The 22,240-nt window shown below is 51.1% G+C and carries 15 protein-coding genes; 7 read left to right on the plus strand and 8 right to left on the minus strand.

The window, feature by feature from the left end; all coding sequences use genetic code 11:
• Nucleotides 1-49 precede the first annotated feature (49 nt).
• The 3 genes from ACYIA1_RS03375 to ACYIA1_RS03385 form a co-directional block, all read right to left on the minus strand.
• On the minus strand, nucleotides 50-3,187 hold the full coding sequence (locus ACYIA1_RS03375) for an efflux RND transporter permease subunit (protein WP_048928372.1): 3,138 nt from the start codon (nucleotides 3,185-3,187) through the stop codon (nucleotides 50-52).
• A 7-nt stretch (nucleotides 3,188-3,194) separates the two neighbouring features.
• A complete protein-coding gene (locus ACYIA1_RS03380) occupies nucleotides 3,195-4,310 on the minus strand; it encodes an efflux RND transporter periplasmic adaptor subunit (protein WP_259010303.1) in 1,116 nt (371 codons plus the stop codon).
• A gap of 69 nt (nucleotides 4,311-4,379) precedes the next feature.
• Nucleotides 4,380-5,786, minus strand: a complete 1,407-nt coding sequence (locus ACYIA1_RS03385) for an efflux transporter outer membrane subunit (protein WP_005866210.1) — start codon at nucleotides 5,784-5,786, stop codon at nucleotides 4,380-4,382.
• 95 nt (nucleotides 5,787-5,881) lie between these two features.
• Between ACYIA1_RS03385 and ACYIA1_RS03390 the strand changes: the two genes are divergently transcribed.
• From ACYIA1_RS03390 to ACYIA1_RS03400, 3 genes are read left to right on the plus strand one after another with little or no spacing between them, the layout of a single operon-like run.
• Nucleotides 5,882-6,856 (plus strand): virulence RhuM family protein/type II toxin-antitoxin system death-on-curing family toxin, encoded by a 975-nt coding sequence (locus tag ACYIA1_RS03390; RefSeq protein ID WP_480334374.1) that lies wholly within the window; start codon nucleotides 5,882-5,884, stop codon nucleotides 6,854-6,856.
• Between the two features lie 29 nt (nucleotides 6,857-6,885).
• The gene (locus ACYIA1_RS03395) at nucleotides 6,886-7,365 is read left to right on the plus strand and encodes a DUF456 domain-containing protein (RefSeq protein WP_480334376.1); all 480 of its coding nucleotides are present in this window, start codon (nucleotides 6,886-6,888) and stop codon (nucleotides 7,363-7,365) included.
• 24 nt (nucleotides 7,366-7,389) lie between these two features.
• Nucleotides 7,390-8,283: a D-isomer specific 2-hydroxyacid dehydrogenase family protein gene (locus ACYIA1_RS03400; RefSeq protein WP_480334378.1), complete on the plus strand. Its 894-nt coding sequence runs from the start codon at nucleotides 7,390-7,392 to the stop codon at nucleotides 8,281-8,283.
• 111 nt (nucleotides 8,284-8,394) lie between these two features.
• On the opposite strand, the gene ACYIA1_RS03405 is transcribed toward ACYIA1_RS03400, so the two are convergent.
• Nucleotides 8,395-10,683, minus strand: coding sequence for an NADP-dependent malic enzyme (locus tag ACYIA1_RS03405; protein WP_480334380.1), 2,289 nt, complete (start codon nucleotides 10,681-10,683; stop codon nucleotides 8,395-8,397).
• Between the two features lie 212 nt (nucleotides 10,684-10,895).
• Between ACYIA1_RS03405 and ACYIA1_RS03410 the strand changes: the two genes are divergently transcribed.
• Nucleotides 10,896-11,675: a DNA-binding domain-containing protein gene (locus ACYIA1_RS03410; RefSeq protein WP_005866221.1), complete on the plus strand. Its 780-nt coding sequence runs from the start codon at nucleotides 10,896-10,898 to the stop codon at nucleotides 11,673-11,675.
• Nucleotides 11,676-11,678: 3 nt separating this feature from the next.
• Here the strand turns inward: ACYIA1_RS03410 and ACYIA1_RS03415 are convergent, their stop codons facing one another.
• Nucleotides 11,679-11,813 carry a hypothetical protein gene (locus ACYIA1_RS03415; RefSeq protein ID WP_255417773.1) on the minus strand — a complete coding sequence of 45 codons (135 nt, stop codon included), beginning with the start codon at nucleotides 11,811-11,813 and terminating at the stop codon, nucleotides 11,679-11,681.
• A 366-nt stretch (nucleotides 11,814-12,179) separates the two neighbouring features.
• On the opposite strand from ACYIA1_RS03415, the gene ACYIA1_RS03420 reads away from it, so the two are divergent.
• Nucleotides 12,180-13,427 carry a sensor histidine kinase gene (locus ACYIA1_RS03420; protein WP_480336311.1) on the plus strand — a complete coding sequence of 416 codons (1,248 nt, stop codon included), beginning with the start codon at nucleotides 12,180-12,182 and terminating at the stop codon, nucleotides 13,425-13,427.
• 47 nt (nucleotides 13,428-13,474) lie between these two features.
• On the opposite strand, the gene ACYIA1_RS03425 is transcribed toward ACYIA1_RS03420, so the two are convergent.
• Nucleotides 13,475-14,725 (minus strand): TonB-dependent receptor, encoded by a 1,251-nt coding sequence (locus ACYIA1_RS03425; RefSeq protein ID WP_005866225.1) that lies wholly within the window; start codon nucleotides 14,723-14,725, stop codon nucleotides 13,475-13,477.
• A gap of 294 nt (nucleotides 14,726-15,019) precedes the next feature.
• Here ACYIA1_RS03425 and ACYIA1_RS03430 point away from each other — a divergent pair, with 294 nt between their 5' ends.
• Nucleotides 15,020-16,270 carry an exonuclease SbcCD subunit D gene (locus tag ACYIA1_RS03430; RefSeq protein WP_005866227.1) on the plus strand — a complete coding sequence of 417 codons (1,251 nt, stop codon included), beginning with the start codon at nucleotides 15,020-15,022 and terminating at the stop codon, nucleotides 16,268-16,270.
• On the plus strand, nucleotides 16,267-19,248 hold the full coding sequence (locus tag ACYIA1_RS03435) for an SbcC/MukB-like Walker B domain-containing protein (protein ID WP_480334384.1): 2,982 nt from the start codon (nucleotides 16,267-16,269) through the stop codon (nucleotides 19,246-19,248). Before ACYIA1_RS03430 ends, ACYIA1_RS03435 begins: the two co-directional genes overlap by 4 nt.
• Before the next feature lie 2 nt (nucleotides 19,249-19,250).
• Here ACYIA1_RS03435 and ACYIA1_RS03440 read toward each other — a convergent pair whose 3' ends face one another.
• Entirely contained in the window at nucleotides 19,251-19,835 is a 585-nt protein-coding gene (locus ACYIA1_RS03440; RefSeq protein ID WP_005866231.1) for a nitroreductase family protein, read from the minus strand.
• A gap of 30 nt (nucleotides 19,836-19,865) precedes the next feature.
• The gene (locus ACYIA1_RS03445; protein ID WP_005866233.1) at nucleotides 19,866-22,154 is read right to left on the minus strand and encodes a cation:proton antiporter; all 2,289 of its coding nucleotides are present in this window, start codon (nucleotides 22,152-22,154) and stop codon (nucleotides 19,866-19,868) included.
• Nucleotides 22,155-22,240: the final 86 nt, after the last annotated feature.

Consider the following 22,240-nt stretch of genomic DNA (forward strand, 5'->3'; position numbering starts at 1 on the left):
TAAACCCATGGCTATTCTCTTTTTGCCTCATTAGAGGATTGGAAACTTTCTATTGTTTAGGCGTAACATCCGTCTTCTTTCCTTTATCCAGCCATTTCTCTTGGATGGTCTGCATCAGTTCATAGAAGTTAGGGATGAACATCGTGGCGAATATCGTATTGATAGCCATACCGAATACTACCGCCGCACCTAAGGATATACGGCTGGCCGCTCCCGCTCCGGTAGCGAAAAGCAAAGGCATGACACCCAATACAAAGGCGAACGAGGTCATCAGGATCGGACGTAAACGAACGTGTCCGGCTTCCAAGGCGGAATCCCGTATCGGATTACCTTCCTTTCGGAAATCCCGGGCGAACTCTACGATCAAGATACCATTCTTGGCGGACAAGGCGATCAATAAGATAATACCGATCTGGGTATATACGCTTACCGGAACCCCCATCACCCAGCAGCCGATAATAGCTCCCAACAAGGCGATCGGCAAACCCATGATAGCCGCCAACGGACTTGTCCAGCTCTCATATTGAGCCGAGAGAACCAAGAAAGCGACTAGCAACGCCATGGCGAAAATAATCACCGTCGTAGATCCTGCTTTCGTCTCTTGATAAGCGACCGAGGTCCATTCATATCCAAAATTATCACCTAATTGTTCCTGTATCAGCTCCTCCATCGCTAGGATCGCTTCTCCGGAACTATATTTCGGGTTGGCGATACAAGTAATAGCCGCCGATGAATACATATTATATAGGTTGATCTGGTCTAATCCCAATTGCTCGTCTAATTCGATAAAAGAGGAGAAGGGTACCATCTCTCCTTTACTATTCGCCAGACTCAAACGGAGTACATCATCGATCACTTTCTGCGCCTCTCCGTTCGCCTCGATCTTAACTTGGTAAATACGTCCGAACTCCACGAAATCGTTCACGTACGCCGCTCCCATATAATAGCTGAGCGTGGAGAATACTTGATTCAACTGAAGACCGAGCATCTGCACCTTATCCCGGTCTATCTTCAGTAGATACTGCGGGGTATTGGCCTGATACATACAAGAAAGGTTCAGCAATTGCGGTTTCGAGCGGTAGCTGGCCAGCAATGTCTCCACGGCATGCTGCATCTCCGTCGGACCTAGGTTCTTACGATCCTCCAATTGCAGTTGCAAGCCGCCCGAAGCGCCCAACCCCGGGATAGCTGGCGGTACCATACCGAATACCTGCGCTTCTTGGATAGCCGATGCCTCCCGGTTGAAACGGTTGGTCACGGCCTCTGCCGTATGCTCCTTACCTTTACGTTCGTTCCAGTTCTTTAGGATCACGAAGAAGGTGGCCGTATTGGATTGCTCCCCTCCACCCATCACGGAGAATCCGCTAACGCTGATGAATGATTTCACCTCGGGGTATGTCTTTAGGATCTCGTCGATCTGCTTGGTGACCGCCTCCGTCCGGTTCAAGCTCGCCGCCGGGGGTAATTGGGATACGATTAGGAAATAGCCGTCATCCTCTTCGGGTATAAAGGTTGTCGGCCAGCGCATAAACAAGATAACCGCTACCGCCGTGATGATACCGTAAACGATCATCGCCGCTCCCGGTCGTTTCAGCATCCGCTCCACGATCGAGTCGTACATCTTCTGAGTCTTTCCGTATACCTTATTGAATCCTTTGAAGAGGAAGAATTTTGGTTCTTCCGTATTCTTCTCCAAGAAAAGGGCGCAAAGCGAGGGCGTAAGCGTAAGCGAGTTAAATCCGCTTAATACGGTAGCGGCGGCGATTGTCAAGGCGAATTGCTTATAGAGCTGCCCGGAGATACCGCTGATAAACGTTGTCGGGATAAATACCGCCAATAATACCAATACCACGCCCACGATAGGCCCTACGATCTCATCCATGGCCTTCGATACCGCCTCGTGGGCCGTATATTTCCCGGTATCGAGGAGCCGGGTGGAGTTCTCTACCACCACGATGGCGTCGTCTACCACCACCGCTATCGCCAGAATCAAGCCGAATAAGGTCAACGTATTAATGGAGAAGCCTAAAGCCGCCATGACCGCCAGCGTACCGATCAATGAGACCGGAATCGTAATGAACGGGATGACTACCGCCCGGAAATTCTGTAAGAATAAGAAGATAACCAAGACCACCAGCAAGGTTGTCTCCAAGAATGTGATAAGCACCTCATGGATGGAGGCGTCGATCACCTCTGTCGTATCCAAGGTCACTTTGTATTCCACGCCTTCGGGTAAGGAACTGCCTAATTCTTTCATCTTGGCCTTTACCACCTTCGATACATCCAAGGAGTTGGAGCCCGGCAACTGGTAGATCGCTATCGCAGCAGTCGGCTGTCCGCTTAATTTAGAGACCACGTTGTAAGAGGAGCTGCCCAACTCTATGCGGGCGATATCCTTCAATCGCAGGATCTTGCCACCTTGCCCGGTCTTAAGGACAATATTGCCGAACTCATCCGGTGTCGTCAACCGTCCTTTCACGGTCAAGGTATATTGATAGGGGTTATCCGCCCGTAGAATCGGTTGGCCTACGTAGCCGGCGGACACTTGGGCGTTTTGCGTGGATATGGCTTGATAGACCATGTCCGGCGTCAAGTTACGGATACGCATCGCCTCCGGGTCTAGCCAGATACGCATGCTATAGTTTCCGGCTCCCATCACCTGTACCGAGCCTACACCCGGCAGGCGGGTTAGCTGGTCTATCATATTTAAGGTGGCGTAATTACTTAAATACAACCCGTCGTAAATGGAATCCTTGGAACTTAGGGTAAGCATCATCACGATATTGGAGGATTGCTTGCGGGTGGTGATACCTTGTACGATCACGGGTTCCGGCAAGCTGCTCTGGGCGATACTCACCCGGTTTTGCACCATGACGGTCGCCATGTCGATATCCGTTCCCACGGCGAAGGTGATCGTCAGGGAGTAAGCCCCCGAACTGGAGGAGTTCGAACTCATGTAAAGCATACCGTCCACGCCGTTTACCTGTTGCTCGATCGGTAAACCTACGGTCTGCGCTACCGTCTGTGCGTCCGCCCCGGGATAAACGGCGGATACCTGTACGGTAGGCGGCGTGATCTCCGGATACTGGGCGATCGGTAATATATTGAGGGTGACCAAACCCGCCACGACGATGATCAGAGCAAGTACGGTGGCGAATATCGGTCTGTTAATAAAGAACTTTACCATAGCTTGCTTATTTTATAGGTTTGATAGTCATGCCATCCCGTACCTTAAGCAGGGCAGAAGTGACATAGGGATCTTTGGGGCCGATACCGGCGATCACTTGGCGAAGCGTATCGTCTACCAATTGTCCCACCTCGATAGGACGGTATCGTACGACATTGGAGTCGTTCACGATATAAAGGTACTTCCCTAATTGGTCGGTACCGATCGAGGCGTCACGAACCAAGACCGCATTCGGCTGCTCGGCGTACGGCAGGGTGATGGTGACGTATAAGCCACTCTTCAATACATGCTTCGGGTTATCCAGATTGGCACGTACGTTCAGGGTACCGGTCGATAGGTCGATATTGGGGGATAGATAATCCAGCCGGCCCGTATACGCATTGCCGCCATCCTTGCCTATGCTGACGAGGATCTCGGTCGGAAGTTTCACGGTGCTATCGTTGCGGGCGGCTTCCAGCATCATCTTCATGAACTGGTTATCCTCGATATTGAAATTGGCGAACATCAAGTCGTCCTTGTATAAGGTGGCCAAGGTAACCGGCTGGACGGCTCCGTTGATGTAATTACCTATATCGTAGCTGGCCCGGGTAACCGCACCGTCGAAAGGCGCACGGATATAGCAATAGCTCAAGTTGGTCCGTGCGGTATTCAATTCCGCCTCGGCGTTCTTCACGGCAGCCTCAGACTCCGATACGGTAGCCTCCGCTTGGATCACTTGTATCTGGCTTACGGCGCCGCTCTTAGCCGCCTCCTTCATACGCTCGTAGTTGCTGCGTGCATATTCCAGCTGGGCTTTGGAGGTCTTTACGGAAGCCTCGGCTTGGGTGACGTTATCTTGATAGGTGTCCGGTTCGATCACGAAGATAAGATCGCCCTTCTTCACCCGGCTTCCGGCCTTGAGGTAAGAGGTACGCAAGTATCCGTTGACACGGGCTACCAAGTCTACTTTCAGTTGTGAACTAAGGTATCCGGGGTATTCTTTCGTCAAGGTAATGTCCCTCACGATCGGCGTGGATACGCTTATGGAGGGCACGGGCGTTTCCATCGGCTTGCTTTTCCCCTTGCAAGACGCCAGTAATAAGGCGGAGGCTCCGATAATCCCTATGTAAACAAATGTCTTCATATCTTTTGTCTTTAATGATTATTTATATTAATTGTTTGAGTGGGCTTTTGTTCGATCGGATCGAACGGCCTACATAGGATTCCATCCTCCGCCCAATGACTGATAAAGCTGTATCAAGTTCAGTAGTGAGCTACCTTGAGCCTGTGTCAATTGGTTCTGGTAGGTGAGGAGGGAGCGTTGCGCGTCCAGTACGTTTTGGAAAGGCGTAAGGCCCTGCTTATAGAGGTCAAGGGAAAGATCCAAGGTCTGTTTTCCTTGGTTTACCACTTCCCGGAGGGCTACGATCTGCTTGATCGAGTTCTTGTACGAGCTCATGGCGTTATCCACTTCCTGTACGGAGGTAAGCACGGTCTGGTTGAATTGTCGGATCGACTCGTCCAACTGGGCTTTCGCCAACCGGGTAGCCTGTATCTTCTGGGTGCCTTGGAAGAAGTTCCACGTAAGGGTAGGGGCGATCTCATAGGTCAAGCTATTATGATTCGCCAGCTTGTCGAAGTCGTGGGAGGCGAAACCGACCGAGCCTTTCACGAATACTTTCGGCCACCAATCGGACTTAGAGGCCCCGAGCGAGGCGGCAAGCGCATTGACCTGCCGTTCTGCCGCACGTACATCCGGACGGCGTAGCAACAGGTTTGCCGGTAGCCCTACACCGACCGGCTCGATATATTCCGGCAAGGAAGCGTCTGTCTCCATGATCTTTTGTAGATCGGAAGGGTACAGGCCTAACAGGATCGCCAAGGAGTTTGCGTATTGGATGATACCGGCCTCCAGCATCGGTAGGGAGGCTTTCGTGCTGTAGTATACGGATTGCGCCTGCGCTACGTCCAGTTTAGAGACTAGCCCGGTCTCATACCGTTTCTGGGTGATCTGTACGACCGTCTGTTGGGAGCGGCAGTTCTGTTGCGCTACCTTTACCTCTTGTTGCAGTTCCCTCATATTGATATAGGAGGAGGCTACTTGAGCGCAAAGGGAGACCATGGCGGCGTTGTATTCCTCTTTCGAGGCGGCGAAATTCTCTTTCTCCGCTTTCACCCGGTTCCGGATACTCCCGAATACGTCCACCTCCCAGTTCATATCTACGGTAGCGCTGGAATATTGGGTGATCGCCTTGGGTACCTGATTGATATTGCCGCTACTTTGTTGCCGTGTCCATCCGGCGGAAAGCCCTAGGGTGGGCGAGTAGCTTCCTTGTGCCGACCGCAGGTTGGCTTTCGCCATGGCGATCCTATCCATCGCCATTTGCACGGAATAGTTTTGTTTCACGGCTACTTCTATCAGCGAGTCCAGTAACGGGTCCTTAAAATTTCTCCACCAATTATCTTCTACGGGAAGTGTCTGCTGGAAATCACTCCCTTCCTCAGACCATGATCCGGGTAGGGCACGGTCTAAATACGTATGCTCTGTCTGCGCCATTACCCCGATCGGCACCAGCAAGCACAACAAAGCATAACATGTCAGGCGTAAATGTTTGTGCATAAATATATATGTTTAGATTTAGCTTTTAGCAAAACAGTTAAGGGTGGGAAATGTTTGTATCTTTGTCTATTTATATATCCTAAAAACTGAAACGTATGGAAAATGGCAAGATCGTTATTTATCGGACAGCCGATGGTGAGACTTCAATTGACGTGAAATTGGAGAATGATACAGTATGGCTTACGCAAGCGCAGATGGCGGAGCTTTTTCAAAAGGATCAATCGGTAATAGCTCGGCATATCAGAAATGTTTTTAAAGAAGGAGAACTTGAGGAAATGAGTAATATGCAAATTTTGCATAATACTTTTTCCAAATACAAGCCTACTGGGGTTTATAGTCTTGATGTCATTATCTCAGTCGGCTATCGTGTCAAGTCTAAGCGTGGTACGCAATTCCGTATCTGGGCGAATAAAATCCTAAAAGAATACCTTGTCAAAGGCTACGCTGTCAATAAACAACTGACCCAACAAAAATACGACGAACTGAAGCTGCTTGTACAAGTCCTCGGTCGTACAGTTAAGAGTCAGGAGGTTCTTTCCTCAGATGAAAGCCGTACGTTACTAGATGTGGTTGTAGACTATACCTATGCCTTAGATACACTGGATAAGTATGACTATCAGCAATTGGATATTCATTCGACGACAAATGAGCAACGGTTTAAGGCTACCTATGAAAATGCGATGTTGGCTATCCAAGGATTGAAAAGTAAATTTGGTGGAAGTAATTTATTCGGAAACGAGAAAGACGGTTCTTTCAAAAGCTCTATCGGACAGATTTACCAAACTTTTGGAGGGGAGGATCTTTATCCATCGGTAGAGGAAAAAGCGGCTATGCTTCTTTATCTGGTTACAAAAAATCATTCGTTCAGCGATGGTAATAAGCGTATAGCCGCAACGCTTTTCTTGTGGTTTCTCGATAATAATGGAATCTTATATAATCCGGATGGGACGAAACGTATCGCTGATACTACATTGGTCGCTTTAACCTTGATGATAGCGGAAAGCCGGACGGAGGAAAAAGATATGATGGTGAAAGTCGTGGTGAATTTGATTAATAAGGAGAATTGGTGAAATAAAGGATTATTGTAAATAGTGATTGTATGGATATCTTATTGGTTATACTAGGCGTTATCTGTTTGTTGGTGGGATTGGCGGGGTGTTTTTTGCCGGTCTTGCCGGGGCCGCCGGTGGCGTATTTGGCTTTGTGGCTGCAGCATTTTACGGGTTATGCGGAATTTACGGTTACGGAGTTGGTCGTGTGGGGATTGCTGGTCGTGTTGGCACAGGCGATGGACTATGTTACGCCCATGCTGGGGACTAAGTATAGCGGAGGGTCCAAGTGGGGAAATTGGGGATGTGCCGTGGGAACCGTGGCCGGCATATTCGTGTTTCCGCCTTGGGGGATCTTGCTGGGTCCATTCGTGGGGGCTTTCGTTGGAGAACTTTTGGGAGGCAAGGCGTCCGGAGATGCGTTGAAGGCTGGTTTCGGGGCGTTCGCTGGTTTTTTATTGAGTGTCGTGCTGAAAGTCGCTCTTTGCGGCTATTTTATTTATAGCTTTGTGAGAGGGATAATTAATTGAAGATGGTAGTTAATAAAGTAAGATATGTTTGAGAAAATTGTAGTGGTAGATTCTACCGGATTGAATACATGGGGAGTGGAGCGTTTGAAGGAGCTTGGAAAAGAGGTTGTTTTTTATACCGGCATTCCGAAAACGGATGAGGAGATTGTGAACCGGATCGGGGACGCAGATTGTGTGCTCGTCTCTTATAATACACAGATCCGGAGGAACGTGATCGAGGCTTGCCCGAATATCAAATACATCGGGATGTGCTGTACCCTTTATAGTGAGTCTAGTGCGAATGTGGATATAGCCGCCGCACGTGAGCGGGGGATAACGGTTTTGGGCATCCGAGACTATGGCGATGAGGGAGTCGTGGAGTATGTCATTAGCGAGCTAGTCCGTTTGTTGCATGGTTTCGGCGGGAAGCAGTGGAAACATAAGGCGTATGAGCTGGGCGGGCAAAAAGTAGGCATCGTGGGATTGGGTCGCACCGGGAGAATGATCGCTGACGCTCTTCGTTTCTTGGGGGCTGAGGTTTATTATTTCAGCCGTACCCGTAAGCCGGATGCCGAGGCCGCCGGTATCGCTTACCTGCCTTTGCGGGAGTTGCTGCCGGAGGTGGATATTTTATGTACTTGCTTACCTCGTAATACGATTCTTCTGGGGGCGGGTGAGTTTCGTTTGTTCGGTAATCTGAAGATATTGATCAATACGTCGGTAGGGCCTACTTTCCGTGTCCCGGATTTACAACGTTGGCTTAGCGCCCATAAGCGGAATTTCTTCTTATGCGATGAGGTGGGTATCGGGAACTACGCGGATACCTTGACGCAATTCGATAATGTCATATATACCCCGAAAGTCTCCGGCCACTCGGAGCAATGTATGGAGCGATTGTCGCAAAAGGTAATAGCGAATATCGAAAGCTATCTAAATTGACATGACCCTGTGTCAAAACTCTTGGTGGTCTATCTTTTAGACGCAGATGACGCAGATGACACGGATTTATTTTATTCTTATCCGTGTTATCCGTGTCATCTGCGTCAAAACTTATCTATTTTCTTTCTCGATCTGCTCCTGAACGATAGCGTCTACGACAGCTACGGTAGTCAGGTTCACGATATCACGGGTAGAGCTTTCTACGTCGGTGAAGTGGATCGGTTTGTTCAATCCCATCTGGATCGGGCCGATCGTCTCGGTGATACCCAGCGTATCCAATAGCTTATATGCGCTGTTGGCGGAGCTTAGGTTCGGGAAGATCAAGGTATTCACGTCTTGTCCTTTCAGCTTGTTGAACGGGTACATATCGTCGCGCAGCTTCTTGTCGAGGGCGAAGTTTACTTGCATCTCTCCGTCTACCACCATGTCTGGGTATGTCTTATGCAAGAAGTCGATCGCCTCGTGTACTTTCAGCGGACTGCCCTGCTTGTCGGAACCGAAGTTCGAGTAAGACAACATCGCCATCACCGGCTCGTGAGCGAAGAACTTCACGGCGTCGTGCGTCAGGCGGGCGATATCGATCAATACCTCGGCCGACGGATGACGGTTGATCAACGTATCGGCCATAAAGAACGTACCCTTCTTGCACGTCAGGATGTTCAAGGCACCGAAATGCTTGTAACTCGGGCGGATGCCGATGATCTGCTCCGCCATCTTGGTAACCTCCGAGTAGCGGCTGTATACACCCGTCACGAAAGCGTCAGCGTCGCCGGTAGCCACCATCATCATACCAAAGGCGTTACGGTCTACCATTTTCTCGCAAGCCTCCGAGTAGGTCACGCCCTCGCGCGCCTTCTTGTCGGTAAGGATACGGGCGTAGCGGTGGCGGCGTTCCGTCTCGCGGTCGTGGCGGAGGTTGACGATCTCGATACCGTCCAGACTGATATTCTCCTCGGCGGCGATCTTGGCCAGACGCTCCTCGTTACCCAGCAAGATCGGGAAACAGATACCTTCCGCTTTCGCCTCGGCGGCGGCTTTCAGCATATTCACGTGGTTCGCCTCCGCGAATACCACCCGTTTCGGGTTCGCTTTCGCCATATCGGTGAACGAGCGCAAGAGTTTATTATCGTACCCCATCATCTCACGCAAATGGTTGGCGTAGCCCTCCCAGTCGGTGATCGTCTTGCGAGACACGCCCGAGTCGATAGCGGCTTTCGCCACGGCGCAAGATACACGGGTCAGCAAACGGGGATCGAGCGCTTTCGGAAGGATATAGTCGCGTCCGAAAGTGGTTCGTTTCAGCTTATAGGCGGCGTTCACCACGTCGGGGACAGGCTCCTTGGCAAGGTCGGCGATGGCGTAGACGGCGGCTCGCTTCATCTCCTCGTTGATCGCCTTGGCGTGCGTATCCAAGGCGCCGCGGAAGATATAAGGGAATCCCAGCACGTTGTTGATCTGGTTCGGATAGTCGGAACGTCCGGTAGCGAAGATGATATCGTCCCGCGAGGCCATAGCGTCGGCGTAGGAGATCTCCGGGTTCGGGTTCGCCAAGGCGAATACGATCGGGTCGGCATTCATGCTACGTACCATCTCCTTGGTCAATACGTTCGCCACGGAGAGGCCCAAGAATACGTCGGCTCCCACCACGGCCTCTTGCAAGGTCTTGATCGGACGGTCGGTAGCGAACTCCCGCTTGGCGGCGTTCAAGTCCGGGCGACTGGTAGAGATGACGCCCTTGCTGTCGCACATGACGATATTCTCCTTGTGCGCTCCCAGCATCACGTACAGTTTCGTACATGAGATAGAGGCGGCTCCGGCGCCGTTCACCACGATCTTCACGTCCTCGATCTTCTTGCCGGCGATCTCCAAGGCGTTGATCAGCCCGGCGCCGGAGATGATAGCCGTACCATGCTGGTCGTCGTGCATGACGGGGATATCCAGCTCATTCTTCAAGCGGGTCTCGATCTCGAAACACTCCGGTGCCTTGATATCCTCCAAGTTGATTCCTCCGAACGTAGGCGAGATCGCCTTCACGGTCTGGATAAACTTCTCCGGATCTTTCTCGTTCACCTCGATATCGAATACGTCGATACCCGCGAATATCTTGAATAGCAATCCCTTGCCTTCCATCACCGGCTTACCGGCCAAGGGGCCTATATCGCCCAGCCCGAGTACGGCGGTACCGTTAGAGATTACGGCTACCAAATTACCTTTCGCCGTATATTCGTACGCGTCCAGCGGATTCTTCTCGATTTCCAGACACGGCTCGGCTACGCCCGGCGAATAAGCTAGGGATAAATCCGTTTGCGTGCTATGAGGCTTTGTCGGGATAACCTCGATTTTACCCGGTTTGCCCTCGGCATGGTACCGAAGGGCCTCCTCTTTTGTAATCTTTGCCATAGGTATGTTTATTAATTATGTTGTTCCTATTTAAAACCACCGCAAAAGTAACAAATTATTATGAGTTGGCTAGGTTTTGCTTACAAATAGTTTTTGGGAAAGCGTGAATAGTAATCCGATTCCCGCTTGTCGGAGTGAAAGTTTATTGTTACATTTGGGTGTTTAATAACTAGGGTCTCTATCCAAGAGAGGCCCATAATCTGAATGATAGTATGGCAGAACCTAAGAAAAGAAGTATCACCGGTAAGCTGGTGGAGAACAAGTTGACGGCGCGCACGGACGATTTCACGTTCAACGTCACTTACGTACAAAGTCGTTCGATCGGCGACTTATGCAAGCTGGCCGCCGCTCGGCTCGGTACGAAATATTCGGCCTCGGAGATTGAAGGTATTTACAGTGAGATCAAGGGTGTGGCCGAGGAGGAGCTGTACTCGGGCAGTACCGTGGAGTTCGGTTTCACGACGAACAGCTTGGGCGTGGAGGGCTCGTTCATCGGCCCGAAGGCGCAGTTCGACCCGGCGCGCAACAAGGTCGTGCTCCGTTCCACGCCCACGGCGGAGATTCGTTCGAAGCTGACGGACATCAGCGTGATCGTCAGCCACGTGGAGGAGGGGCTGCCTACGATCATCAGCGTGACGGACGTAGCGTCCGGTGCCGTGAATACGAAACTGACCCCGGGCGGAGGATTGACCGGCAGCGGGCAACGTATCAAGATCGCCGGCGAGACGGGAGATGCCGTGGGCTTCTTCTTCGTGAAGGACGGCTCCCAAACGTCGGTAGCCGTGCCGATGACCTCCGTGTTGCGCAACGATCCGTCGGCCTTCTCGCTTATCATCCCCGCCTTGGAGGATGGCACGTATTACTTGGAGGTGGCTACTCGCTCGAGTGGCAACAGTAAAGTCTTTTTGAAGGAAGTACGCCGGAATCGCTTCCCTTATCCATTAACCGTGGGCGGAGGTGATGGAGATAGCGAAAGCCCCGATGAGGTTTAACTTTTATTCCGGGTGTCGGAAGTTCTCGTTTCCGACACCCGGAAGCTTTCGTTTCCGATACCCGGAAGCTCTCGTTTCCGATACGTGGAAACGTCCGTTTCCGGCACCCGGAAATGACAACTTGCTTCCTTCCCGCATCCTCTCCTCCTTTCTAAAGGTCTTTCCTGAGATTTTTCCCTACCTTTGGCCTCCATAAAACAAGATTACCATCATGGCATTGAAACTTATCCATACGGTCGACTGGCATCCGGGCCGGGCCTTTTTCGGCTCCGACCGGGAATCTCCGGACGAGATATAAGCCGGGATGGATGGATGATTGCGGGAGAGGTAGGCGCTGTTCTCGCGGGACTACGGTGATAGACGGCTTTATTTCTTCCTCCCGTGTTAACATTATTATTTATTATTAAGACTATCGTTGATTTTCATTGACTGTTTAATAAATATTCATACCTTTGGTCTCATAATTTACCGTAGTCCCGCGAGGACTTATAAATTTGAAGAATGATGAAGCACCTACTTTACATATTCTTGGTTTTGGCGGCTTTGTTCGCAGCGATCTATTTACTGCCCGAGCGCTCCCCCTTATTTGAGTATTACAGGCTGAGGCCTATTTTTGAGATCTCCTCTATCCTGCTGCTAATCGTTGTCTTATACCTGTACCGGCGGGAGAAGAGGCAAGTCAAGATGATCTTCTCCCGTTTGTCTCAAAAGAATTTCTTCTTGGATTTGGCCATACAGTGTGGAGGCATATACATCTGGGAATTCAAGGATGAGGAGTTCTTTTTCAAGTATCCTGTCGGTGACCAGCCGTCGCGAATCGAGTTGGAGGAGATGTGGAAATTGATACATCCCGATGATCTCATCGCTTTCAAGCTGCAGAGGCAATCCTTATGGAAGGCGGACAAGGAGGTATTCCAATGCCGTGCCCGCTTCGCCGGATCTGATTATGAATGGTGGGAATTCCGCTTTAGCGCCATGCCTGCGTTAGATAATGCGGAGGGAGGCAAAGACGTGAGTGGTATACTTATCAATATCAATGACATGAAGAAACGGGAAAAAGAGCTTATCCTCATGAGGGGATATGAGCAAAAGTTCTTGGCGAACATGAGCCATGAGATACGTACGCCGCTGAACTCTATCGTAGGCTTCTCGAACCTGCTGGCCTCGGAGAAGGACTTAGACGAGGCCGACAAGCAGCTGTTTGCCAAGACGATCAATCAGAGCTGCGATCTGCTGTTGGTGCTCATCAATGATATTCTGGAGGTTTCGAGACTTCAATCGGGACAAATGAAATTCGAGAAAGAGAGCTGCTCCGTCAAGGAGTTGGTGGACGACCTTTACCTCGCCCATCAGTTATTGGTCCCCGCCTACCTACGATTCTCGAAAGAGGCGGAGGGGGATTTGTTTATCTATACGGATAAAAAGAGACTTTCTCAAGTTATAACCAATTTCTTGACAAACGCTTGTAAATTCACGAATAGCGGATATATAAAGTTGGGATTTAAGCATCTGAGGGGCACGGATGAGGCGGCGATATTTGTCGAGGACTCCGGGATCGGTCTATCGGAGGAGGAACAAGAGAAGGTGTTCAGCCGTTTTTTCAAGCAAGATGAATTCAGCCAAGGGGCCGGTCTAGGGTTGTCTATCTGCCAAGGAATCGTACAAAACTTGGGGGGACGGATAGCGCTGAGTTCTAAGCAGGGAGAAGGAAGCCGCTTCTCGGTCGTGCTGCCGGTATATAAGGGGGGATAGTGGAGCGGGAAGCGGATGTCTTGCCGACCCCGGACGGGATTCTCATTTTATTCCTCTTTTTGCTCGATTTTTGTGGATTTACCTCTTTGGGTTATAATGACGATAATTCCATTGCTAGCTTTAGGCCCCCATATGGCAGCGTCTGATCCTTTTAGTAAAAATATTTCTTCTATGTCGTTAACAGGGTAATCTAGGATGTCGAAATCGATAAAAGGCGTGTCATCGATCACGACTAGGGGTTTCCCTTCATTTTTTGATCTAAAGGAAGTTATCGCGTCACGGAGTACCGGATAATATTTTTGCTTAACGTCATCGAAGATAAATTTAACCCCGCTAAAGCGAGATAATAACGATTTCATCTCATTTATATGCCACCGTTCTATATCTTGGGAGCTATAAATACGGCTGGAAGCTTGGACGGGCGAATAGAGTCCTTGATTCTGTTTGTCTTTCTTGAATGCCTTGATTTCTACATTCTCCAACTCGATGGTCTTCCATATATCATCATCTGGCCTTTTATCAGGTTCCGATTGTTCCTGGTCGATTGTTAAAGTCTTGGCCAAAGTATCCAATACGAGATTCTTCCGTATGGAGTCGGTTCCCGGATCGTTCATGATAGGAAGTAGCCTTATCTTGAAGTCCGGAGGCAAAGATTGGAGTGATGAGATATTTTCTAGCTTGAAAAACGGTCGCCCGGAAAGTAGATCGCCATTACTATCTACTAAAAGAAAACTAGACAGTCCGGTCTTGATGTTTTTTTTCTCGAATACGATCCATCTCCTTGAGAAATCCCAAATGTCTTTATAAACGATGGAGTCTTCGGATTGTAACAGTATATATAAAGTGTCTTTAAATTGCAAATGCTCTGGTTTTAAGGCGGAGACTAATATTTGGTCTTCCTTGAAATGTACTTTTATCCCTATTGACAGGGTTGCGGCAGGTAATATAAAGCTTTTTTCTATACCTTCTGTGCTTTTACAGTTCAGATAATAGGTCCTTCCTTCATTTGGGTAAATATTGAAATATCCTAATCCGTTATATAAGGATTTTACGTTTTGTACAATATTACCTCTGTCATCCACGATCTCTCCTGAGATATCTAATGTTTTACCATCTCTGCTTTCTGCCTTGAATGCGACTACGCAGGCGGTATTTAATATCAATCGGCCCCCTTCCGGATAGAATGAGACTGTGTAAGCCTCATTTCCCTCCTTGATATCCGGATTTGATGCGGTCGATTTATCCCCGTGAAGCAATGGGAGAAAGAAAACTAGAACGTTTAATATCAGATGGTACATGATTTTTATTTAGTTTTTTTATTGTAAACTATGTCATTGCCTTTAGGAAATCTATGATATCCGTTGCTATGGGAAAAACGGTTGATGATCATTCTTCGCTCTAAATGTAACAAAAGAATTTATAAACTTAGGACTAAAATACATATATTATGATGTATATTGCTGAAATAGACCTGAAAAAGAAGAAACGACAACTTATTCCCTTGACGCGGATATGTCTCTTTGGCTATGTTGACGGCAAAAGAAAGAACCTAGAAAAAAATTGTACCTTTGCTTTTATAAATATGACAATATATGGCATTGAAACTTATCCATACGGCCGACTGGCATCTGGGCCAGACCTTTTTCGGCTACGACCGGGAGGCGGAGCACGACGCTTTCCTCGGTTTTCTGACAAATCTTTTGGTGGAGCGTGAGACGGATGTCCTGTTGATCGCCGGCGACGTGTTCGACGTGACGAACCCTTCCGCCGGGGCGCAACGTCGTTTCTATCGTTTCCTGAAAGAGGCGAATCGCCGGAATCCGGGCTTGCAGATCGTGATCATCGCCGGCAATCATGACTCCGCGATCCGTCTGGAAGCCCCGAATCCCTTGCTGGAGGAATTGAATACCTCGATTGTCGGTATCGTGGGGAGGACGGATTCCGGGGAGATCGACCTCGCCTCGCTCGTCGTCCCTTTAAGGAACCGGGCGGGAGAACGGGAGGCGCTTTGCCTGGCGGTGCCTTTCCTCCGCCAAGGAGATTACCCGGCGGCGCCCGAGGGAGAGCTTGATTCGTATGTGGCGGGCATCGGCCGGATGTACCGGCGGCTCTATGCCTATGCGGATGCCCGGAGGAACCCCGGCGAGGCGATCGTAGCCTTGGGACACCTCCACGCTACCGGAGCCGAGTTGTCGGACGACGACCGGAGCGAGCGCGCCATCATGGGAGGTCTGGAGTCCGTATCCGCGGATACCTTCGACGCCGGGATCGCTTATACGGCGCTGGGGCATATCCATAAGGCGCAACGGATCGGCGGGCGCGAGGCGGTACGTTACGCCGGAAGCCCGCTTCCCATGTCGTTCTCGGAGAAGAATTACCGGCATCAAGTGATAGCCGTAGCGGTCGAGGAGGGGAAGGTCGCTGGTATCGAGGCGATCGAGATCCCAAGAGTCGCGGACTTGCTGCGTATACCGGACAGCCCGTTACCACCGGAGGAGGTCTTGCGATGCCTTGCCGGGCTTCCGGAGCCGGAGGAGGGCAGGGAGGACGAGAGCCGCTGGCCTTACGTGGAGATACGGGTCCTGCTGACGGAGCCGGACCCTACGTTCCGCCATCGGGTAGAGGAGGCGTTGGTTGGGAAGGCGGTCCGCCTCACCTCCATCGTTCCTTCGTATCCCCGGCGGGAAGGGGAGGCGGAGGAGAGGGCCTTATCGTATAATGATTTGCAAAAGATAGCCCCGCTGGATATGCTGAGACATACGTTTGCCGTGAAATACGGAGGCGAGTTGCCCGAGGAGATAGAGACATTGTTTAATGAGGTGATGAGGGAGGTTTCTTTATGAGAGTGCTGGCGATCAGAGGACGCAATCTGGCGTCGCTGGAAGGAGAGTTTTCCATTGATTTTACGGAAGAGCCTTTGGCTTCGGCGGGTATCTTCGCTATATCCGGGCCTACCGGGGCGGGAAAATCCACGTTGCTGGATGCCATGTGCCTCGCCCTTTTCTCCCGTACGCCGCGAACGGAGCTGGCGAAGGAGAATAACGTGCGGCTGAGGGACGTGCAAGAGGAGGTGTTGCCGCAAAGCGACCCCCGCTTCCTCTTGCGCCGCGGGACGGCCTCGGGCTACGCCGAGGTGGATTTCGTGGCGCTGAACGGGTGTCGGTATCGCGCCCGCTGGTCCGTATCCCGGGCCCGGGAGAAGGAGAGCGGACGTTTGCAGGCCGCCCGCCTTACATTATATAATATAGATGCCGGGAAAGAGGAGCCGGGAACCAACAAGGACCTGCAAGCCCGTATCATCGAGCTGATCGGCCTGACTTTCGATCAGTTCACCCGCTCGGTGCTCTTGGCTCAGAACGATTTCTCTACCTTCCTGAAAGCGGAGCAGGGCGAGAAGGCCTCCTTGCTGGAGAAACTGACGGGTACGGAGCAATACTCGGAGATCTCCCGCCGGATCTTCGCCAAGAACGCCGAGGCGAAGGAGGCCTACGAGCAGCTATACGCCCGCGTACAAGGCATAGAGCTTCTATCGGAGGAGGAGGTGGAAGCCTCCCAAACCCGCCTTTCGGCCTTGGAGGTGGAGCTGGCCCGTCTGGAGAAGGCGAAGGTCGAGCGGCAAAGCCTGCGGGAGGCCGTGAAAGCGGCCGAGGTCCAGATCGCCTCGAAGGAAAAACAGCGGGAGGAGAACGCCCGTTTCTTGGAACGGGCGTTGGCATCGCTGGAAACCTCAAGGAAGGAGTATGAGCAAGGAGAGGTGCGATTGGCGAGGACGGATGAGGAATCAAAGAGTTTGCGACTGGAATTGCAACAGGCCCGGAAACTGGACGTGCAACTGGAATCGGCCTTGAAAGCCCGCTCCGAGGCCGATGAACGGATGAAAGACTTCTCCCGGCGGAAGCAGGAGGCGGAAGAGAAACTCAGGAAGGTGGAAGAGCGGCAGAAGAAAGCCTCGGAGGAATGGGACAAGCTGACGTCGTGGCGTGAACGCTACCGGAGCAAGGAGGGGATCGCCGAGCAACTGTCGGCCTTGCTGATCCATCTGGATACCTGCCTCACGGCTCGCCGGGCAGCCGAGCGGTCGGACAAGGCCTTGCTAGCTATCCGACAGAAAATCCAGCGGTTGGAGGTGCGAGGACAGTCCTTGCGGCGGGAGGCGGAGACGCACGCCAAGGAACAGGTAAAGATTGAGGAAGAGCGGAAGTCCGTAGCGCTAGCCCTCAAGGAATTGGAACCGGAGGCTTTGGATCGATCGATCGAGACCTGCCGTACGGAACGGGAGCGTTTATTGTTGGAGCAAGCCCAGTTCGTGACGACTGGCGATATCAAAAGCCTGCGGGACAAGCTGATCGCCGGAACGCCTTGCCCGGTCTGCGGAAGCCTTGAGCATCCTTTCGCCTCTCACGAGGCGCATGAGCGTCTGTTGGCTTTGGCGGATCGCATCTCGGAAGCTACCCTGCGCCTCAAGCGGCTTCTCGACCGGAAAGAACGGCAGGAGGCCTGCGGGAAACAACTCGCCGCCCTGCAACAGAAAGAACTGGAGCTGCATAAACAACTCGCCGCGGACGAGAACGCACGGACGGAATTAAGGAATCAGCTACAATCCCTGTCCGAGCAAATCGACCGGGAAGAACTGGATAAGCGGGAGCAGCAGGAGAAGCTGTCCCAATCCCTATCCGCCGCCAACGCCCTGTTCGGGAACGACGCATGGCAGACGGGCTGGAACAAGGACCCGGAAAGCTTCCGGGAGACCTTGACGGATTTCGCCCGGCAGTGGCAAGCCAACGGGGAACGCTTGCGGGAATTGGAACGGGAGCGGAGCGCCTATAAAGCGGAACGGGAGTCGTACGAGGCTTTCCTCCCTCCCTTGCGTAAGCAGTACGAGGACGCCGCGAAAGCCTACGACGAGAAGAATCAATCCTATACCCGCTTGCGTTCGGAGCGGAGTCTCTTGCTGGGAGGCCAGCCCGCCGACCAGGTGGAACGTACCTTCCACGAACGGGTGGAAGCCTTGAAGAGCCATTTGAAGCAGCTGCAAGAGAGTACGACGAGGCACGCCGGCGAGGTGGAGCAATACCGGGGGGGTACGGAACAGATCAAGAAGGATCTGGCGGAGACTTCCGGTCTCCTTTCCGCACGCCGGCAGGAGCTGGATAACTGGATGGTCGCCTATCAAGAGAACTCCGAGGGGAAGACGCTGGAGGAATCCCTGTCGGAAATGACGGCCCAAAAGTCTGAATGTAGTTTCCGTCTGCGTACGCACGAGGAGAATAAGCGGAAGATAGCCGGCTTCCAGCAAGAGCTCTCGGAGCGGAGGGCGGTGAGCGAGCGTTGGGCAAAGCTGAATGAATTGGCAGGCTCGGCGGATGGCGCCAAGTTCCGTAGGATCGCCCAAGGCTACACCTTGGATGTCTTGTTGAGTTACGCGAATGTGCAATTGCGGCAACTATCCCGGCGTTACCGGTTGGAGCGTGTGCCGGATACCTTGGCTTTGCAGGTGATCGACCAAGATATGTGCGACGAGATCCGTACTGTGCATAGCCTTTCCGGAGGGGAATCTTTCTTGGTCTCGCTGGCCTTGGCGCTAGGCTTGTCCTCTCTCTCCTCGAACCGGATGAAGGTAGAGAGCCTGTTTATCGATGAGGGCTTCGGCTCTTTGGATGCGGAGACGTTGCGGGTCGCTATGGATGCCTTGGAGAGCCTACGTACGCAAGGGCGCAAGATCGGCGTTATCTCGCACGTACAGGAAATGACGGAACGTATTCCCGTGCAGATTCGGGTGAACCGGGCGGGAAACGGACGGAGTTATCTGGAAGTCATATAGCTTTACCAGCCATTGTGATGGATCTGTTGGACGTTGTATTTGTTTTTGGGAGTCTCTTTCTGCATGGGGTATCCAACAGGTATGACGTTCAACGGCATGATATGATCCGGTAGCCGAAGCTCTTTCCGAACGATCTCAATCCGGTCCGGATAGGGGTAAACAGCCGTCCATACGGCTCCCAATCCCATGGATTCGGCGGCAAGTAGCAGGTTTTGCGAGGCGGCGGAACAATCCAGAAACCAAGCGTTGGAGGATTTGATCGTATCGCCGCAAACGACGATCGCTTGCCTTGTCTCTTTCAGCATCCGGGCGAAGGGAAGGCCTTCGGCCATCGTATCCAAGGCTTTCCAGTCGGTTACGATAATGAATTCCCAAGGTCGCCTGTCACGGGAGGAAGGGGCGGCCATTCCGGCTCGTATCAGTTTGTCTATCTTTTCCTTTTCTACCGGGCGATCTTTGTACTTACGTACGCTTTTGCGGTTGAGTATCGTTTCCAAGGTCTGGTTTTCCGGTTCCTGCCGTTGGCTTTCCGTAGAGGAGCAGCCCATGAGGAAAACGGTGATCAAGAAGAAAAGACAGATTCTCATAAAGACGGGTTTATATGGATTTATAACGGATTATTTGCTTAATATCAACGTAGAAGGCATCTTCTGCAAGGCTTCTTTCCGGTGCTCGGAGACATCGTTCCATGTCTTATAACTGATCAGCATGAAGTTGAAGCCGTTGAAAGACTGGGGTGTAAGGTCTTTCTCTCGTAGAAGCGTGGTCTGCTTCACGTCTTCCGTGAATCGCAGGATTCCTTCCTTGATCACCTCGTTCCCCGGGGTCGTACTGCTGGATTTATCAAGTACGCTGGCCGAGCCGTGTGTAGACTTCAATAAGGTCTGGGCGTATCCCAACAGGAATAAATCCTCCTCGGAGTCGATGACCACGATCACGTTCGATGCCTTGACGAAATTCCGGTTCACGAATACACCTACCGGGCAATTGCTTTGCTCGATAAACATCTTCGTCTTGTCTTTCAATAAGGCACCCGGATAAAACCAGGATTCCGGAGCCTTGAAGCGTTTGAAATAACGGTTGTAGAACGAGGCCCGGTAATGGCTTGCCGCTATATCGTCCGGTGTGTTGCTCATCGATATCCCGGAACCGACCAAAAGGAAATCGTACCCCTCATTGTTTACGATGCTACAAATATCCACTCCGGCGTTGTTCGATACCTCGTAGCGGGTCTGTATCTGAATGCCCAGCTTCTTGGCCCCGTAAAGGATCGGGCCGAAGCTGACTTCCTCGAAATTATCCGTGTGTAGCGGGTTTACATCCGAGCCAACCGTCAAATGCAGTGCCGTCAGCTCCAGTTTGTTTTTGCCTTGGGCGAACATCTGGTAGGCTACGTCCAGCATGATCTGTCCATTTCCGGCTCGTCCGAAGGACAACAGTACCTTGAATATCCCCTCCAATGGCATTCTCTCTTTTTGCTCCATCAGCTTGTCATGCGTCCGGTAACAGAATTTGATGAATGAGACCAACGGTGTTGTCATAAAGGTGGTGACCAGCGTCATTAGCACTAAGATCACGAATACGGAAGGTGTCAATATCCCCATCTCGTACCCGATCGTCAATACGACCAGCTCCATCAACCCGCGGGTGTTCATGAGTGCCCCTATGTATAGGCTATCCTTCCAGCTCTCACCCACGAATCGGGCGGAGAACATCGCTCCCCCAAACTTTCCCGCGATGGCCACGACTATGAAGATAAGGCATAGCCACCATAACTCAGGCTTGTTTAGAAGACCTATTTCCGTACGTAATCCGGTGGATACGAAGAATAAGGGAAGAAATAGCGCAAGGGATACATCCTCTACTTTCTCGGTCATGATCTTGCGGAATTTGACATTTCCCGGCATCACCACCCCTGCGATAAAAGCGCCGAACAAGGCATGCAATCCCAATATCTCAGTCAGATAAGCCGAGGTGATCAATAGCAAGAAGATGAAAGCGACCAGCCCCTTGTCGATTACCTCCTTGTTGTGGTAAATATGTCCGATCATCCGCAGGAATGGCCGCACCGCCAAAAACATAAACACTATGTAAAGGACTGAGAATAAAATGTTGTAAACGGCACTTAGCATCGAACCCGCTTGTGCGATCGCTATGACAACCGCTAGCAAGCACCATGCGGTGATATCCCCATTCGCTGCGCTTGCCAACGAGATGGTACCCAAATGTGTCTTGGTAAGTCCTTTCTCTTGGATAATACGTGCCAATACGGGAAAGGCGGTAATACTCATGGCGATACCTATAAACAAGGCGAAAGAGAGGAAAGGCGTACTCTTATCCGCATATTTGTCGTACACGAAATAGGCGGTCAGCATACCGAAAAAGAAGGGGACGATCGTACTGGTATGACTGATTAAGATCGTCTCTTTCAGCTTTTTCCTTACCTCGGAGATATTAAGTTCCATCCCGATAGCGAACATAAAGAGTATAAGTCCGAATTGACTCAGCATATTTATATTCACCAACGATTCCACAGGGAAAAGGAAGGCGGAAGCCTCCGGGAATAAATTGCCTAATACGGACGGCCCTAGCACGATTCCGGCAACGATCTCGCCGATGACGGTGGGTTGCCCGATCTTCTGGAATAACCAACCGAACAAACGGCACGTAAGCAATATCGTGATGATTTGTAAAAGCAGAATTCCTATGGAAGACTCGATATTATGTACTAATAATTGAGTAAATATGGTAAATCCCTCTTCTAAATTACTAGGTGCGTTTTGGATGGACGCAATCGAATTTTCCAGTTGCTGACTTTCTCCTTCTTTGGCGATAAAGTACATCAGCGAACCGAAAATGAGGATCATCATTAGGTAAAAGGCTATACTTTTTGTTCCTTTGCTCATCTTTGTACGGTTTACCGCGAATATAAGAAATATCCTAATATTATCAATGGGTATGTTTTTTTCTTTTATCTTTGCCGAGAACCAAA

This window comes from Parabacteroides sp. KHUB-02 (assembly GCF_056640955.1).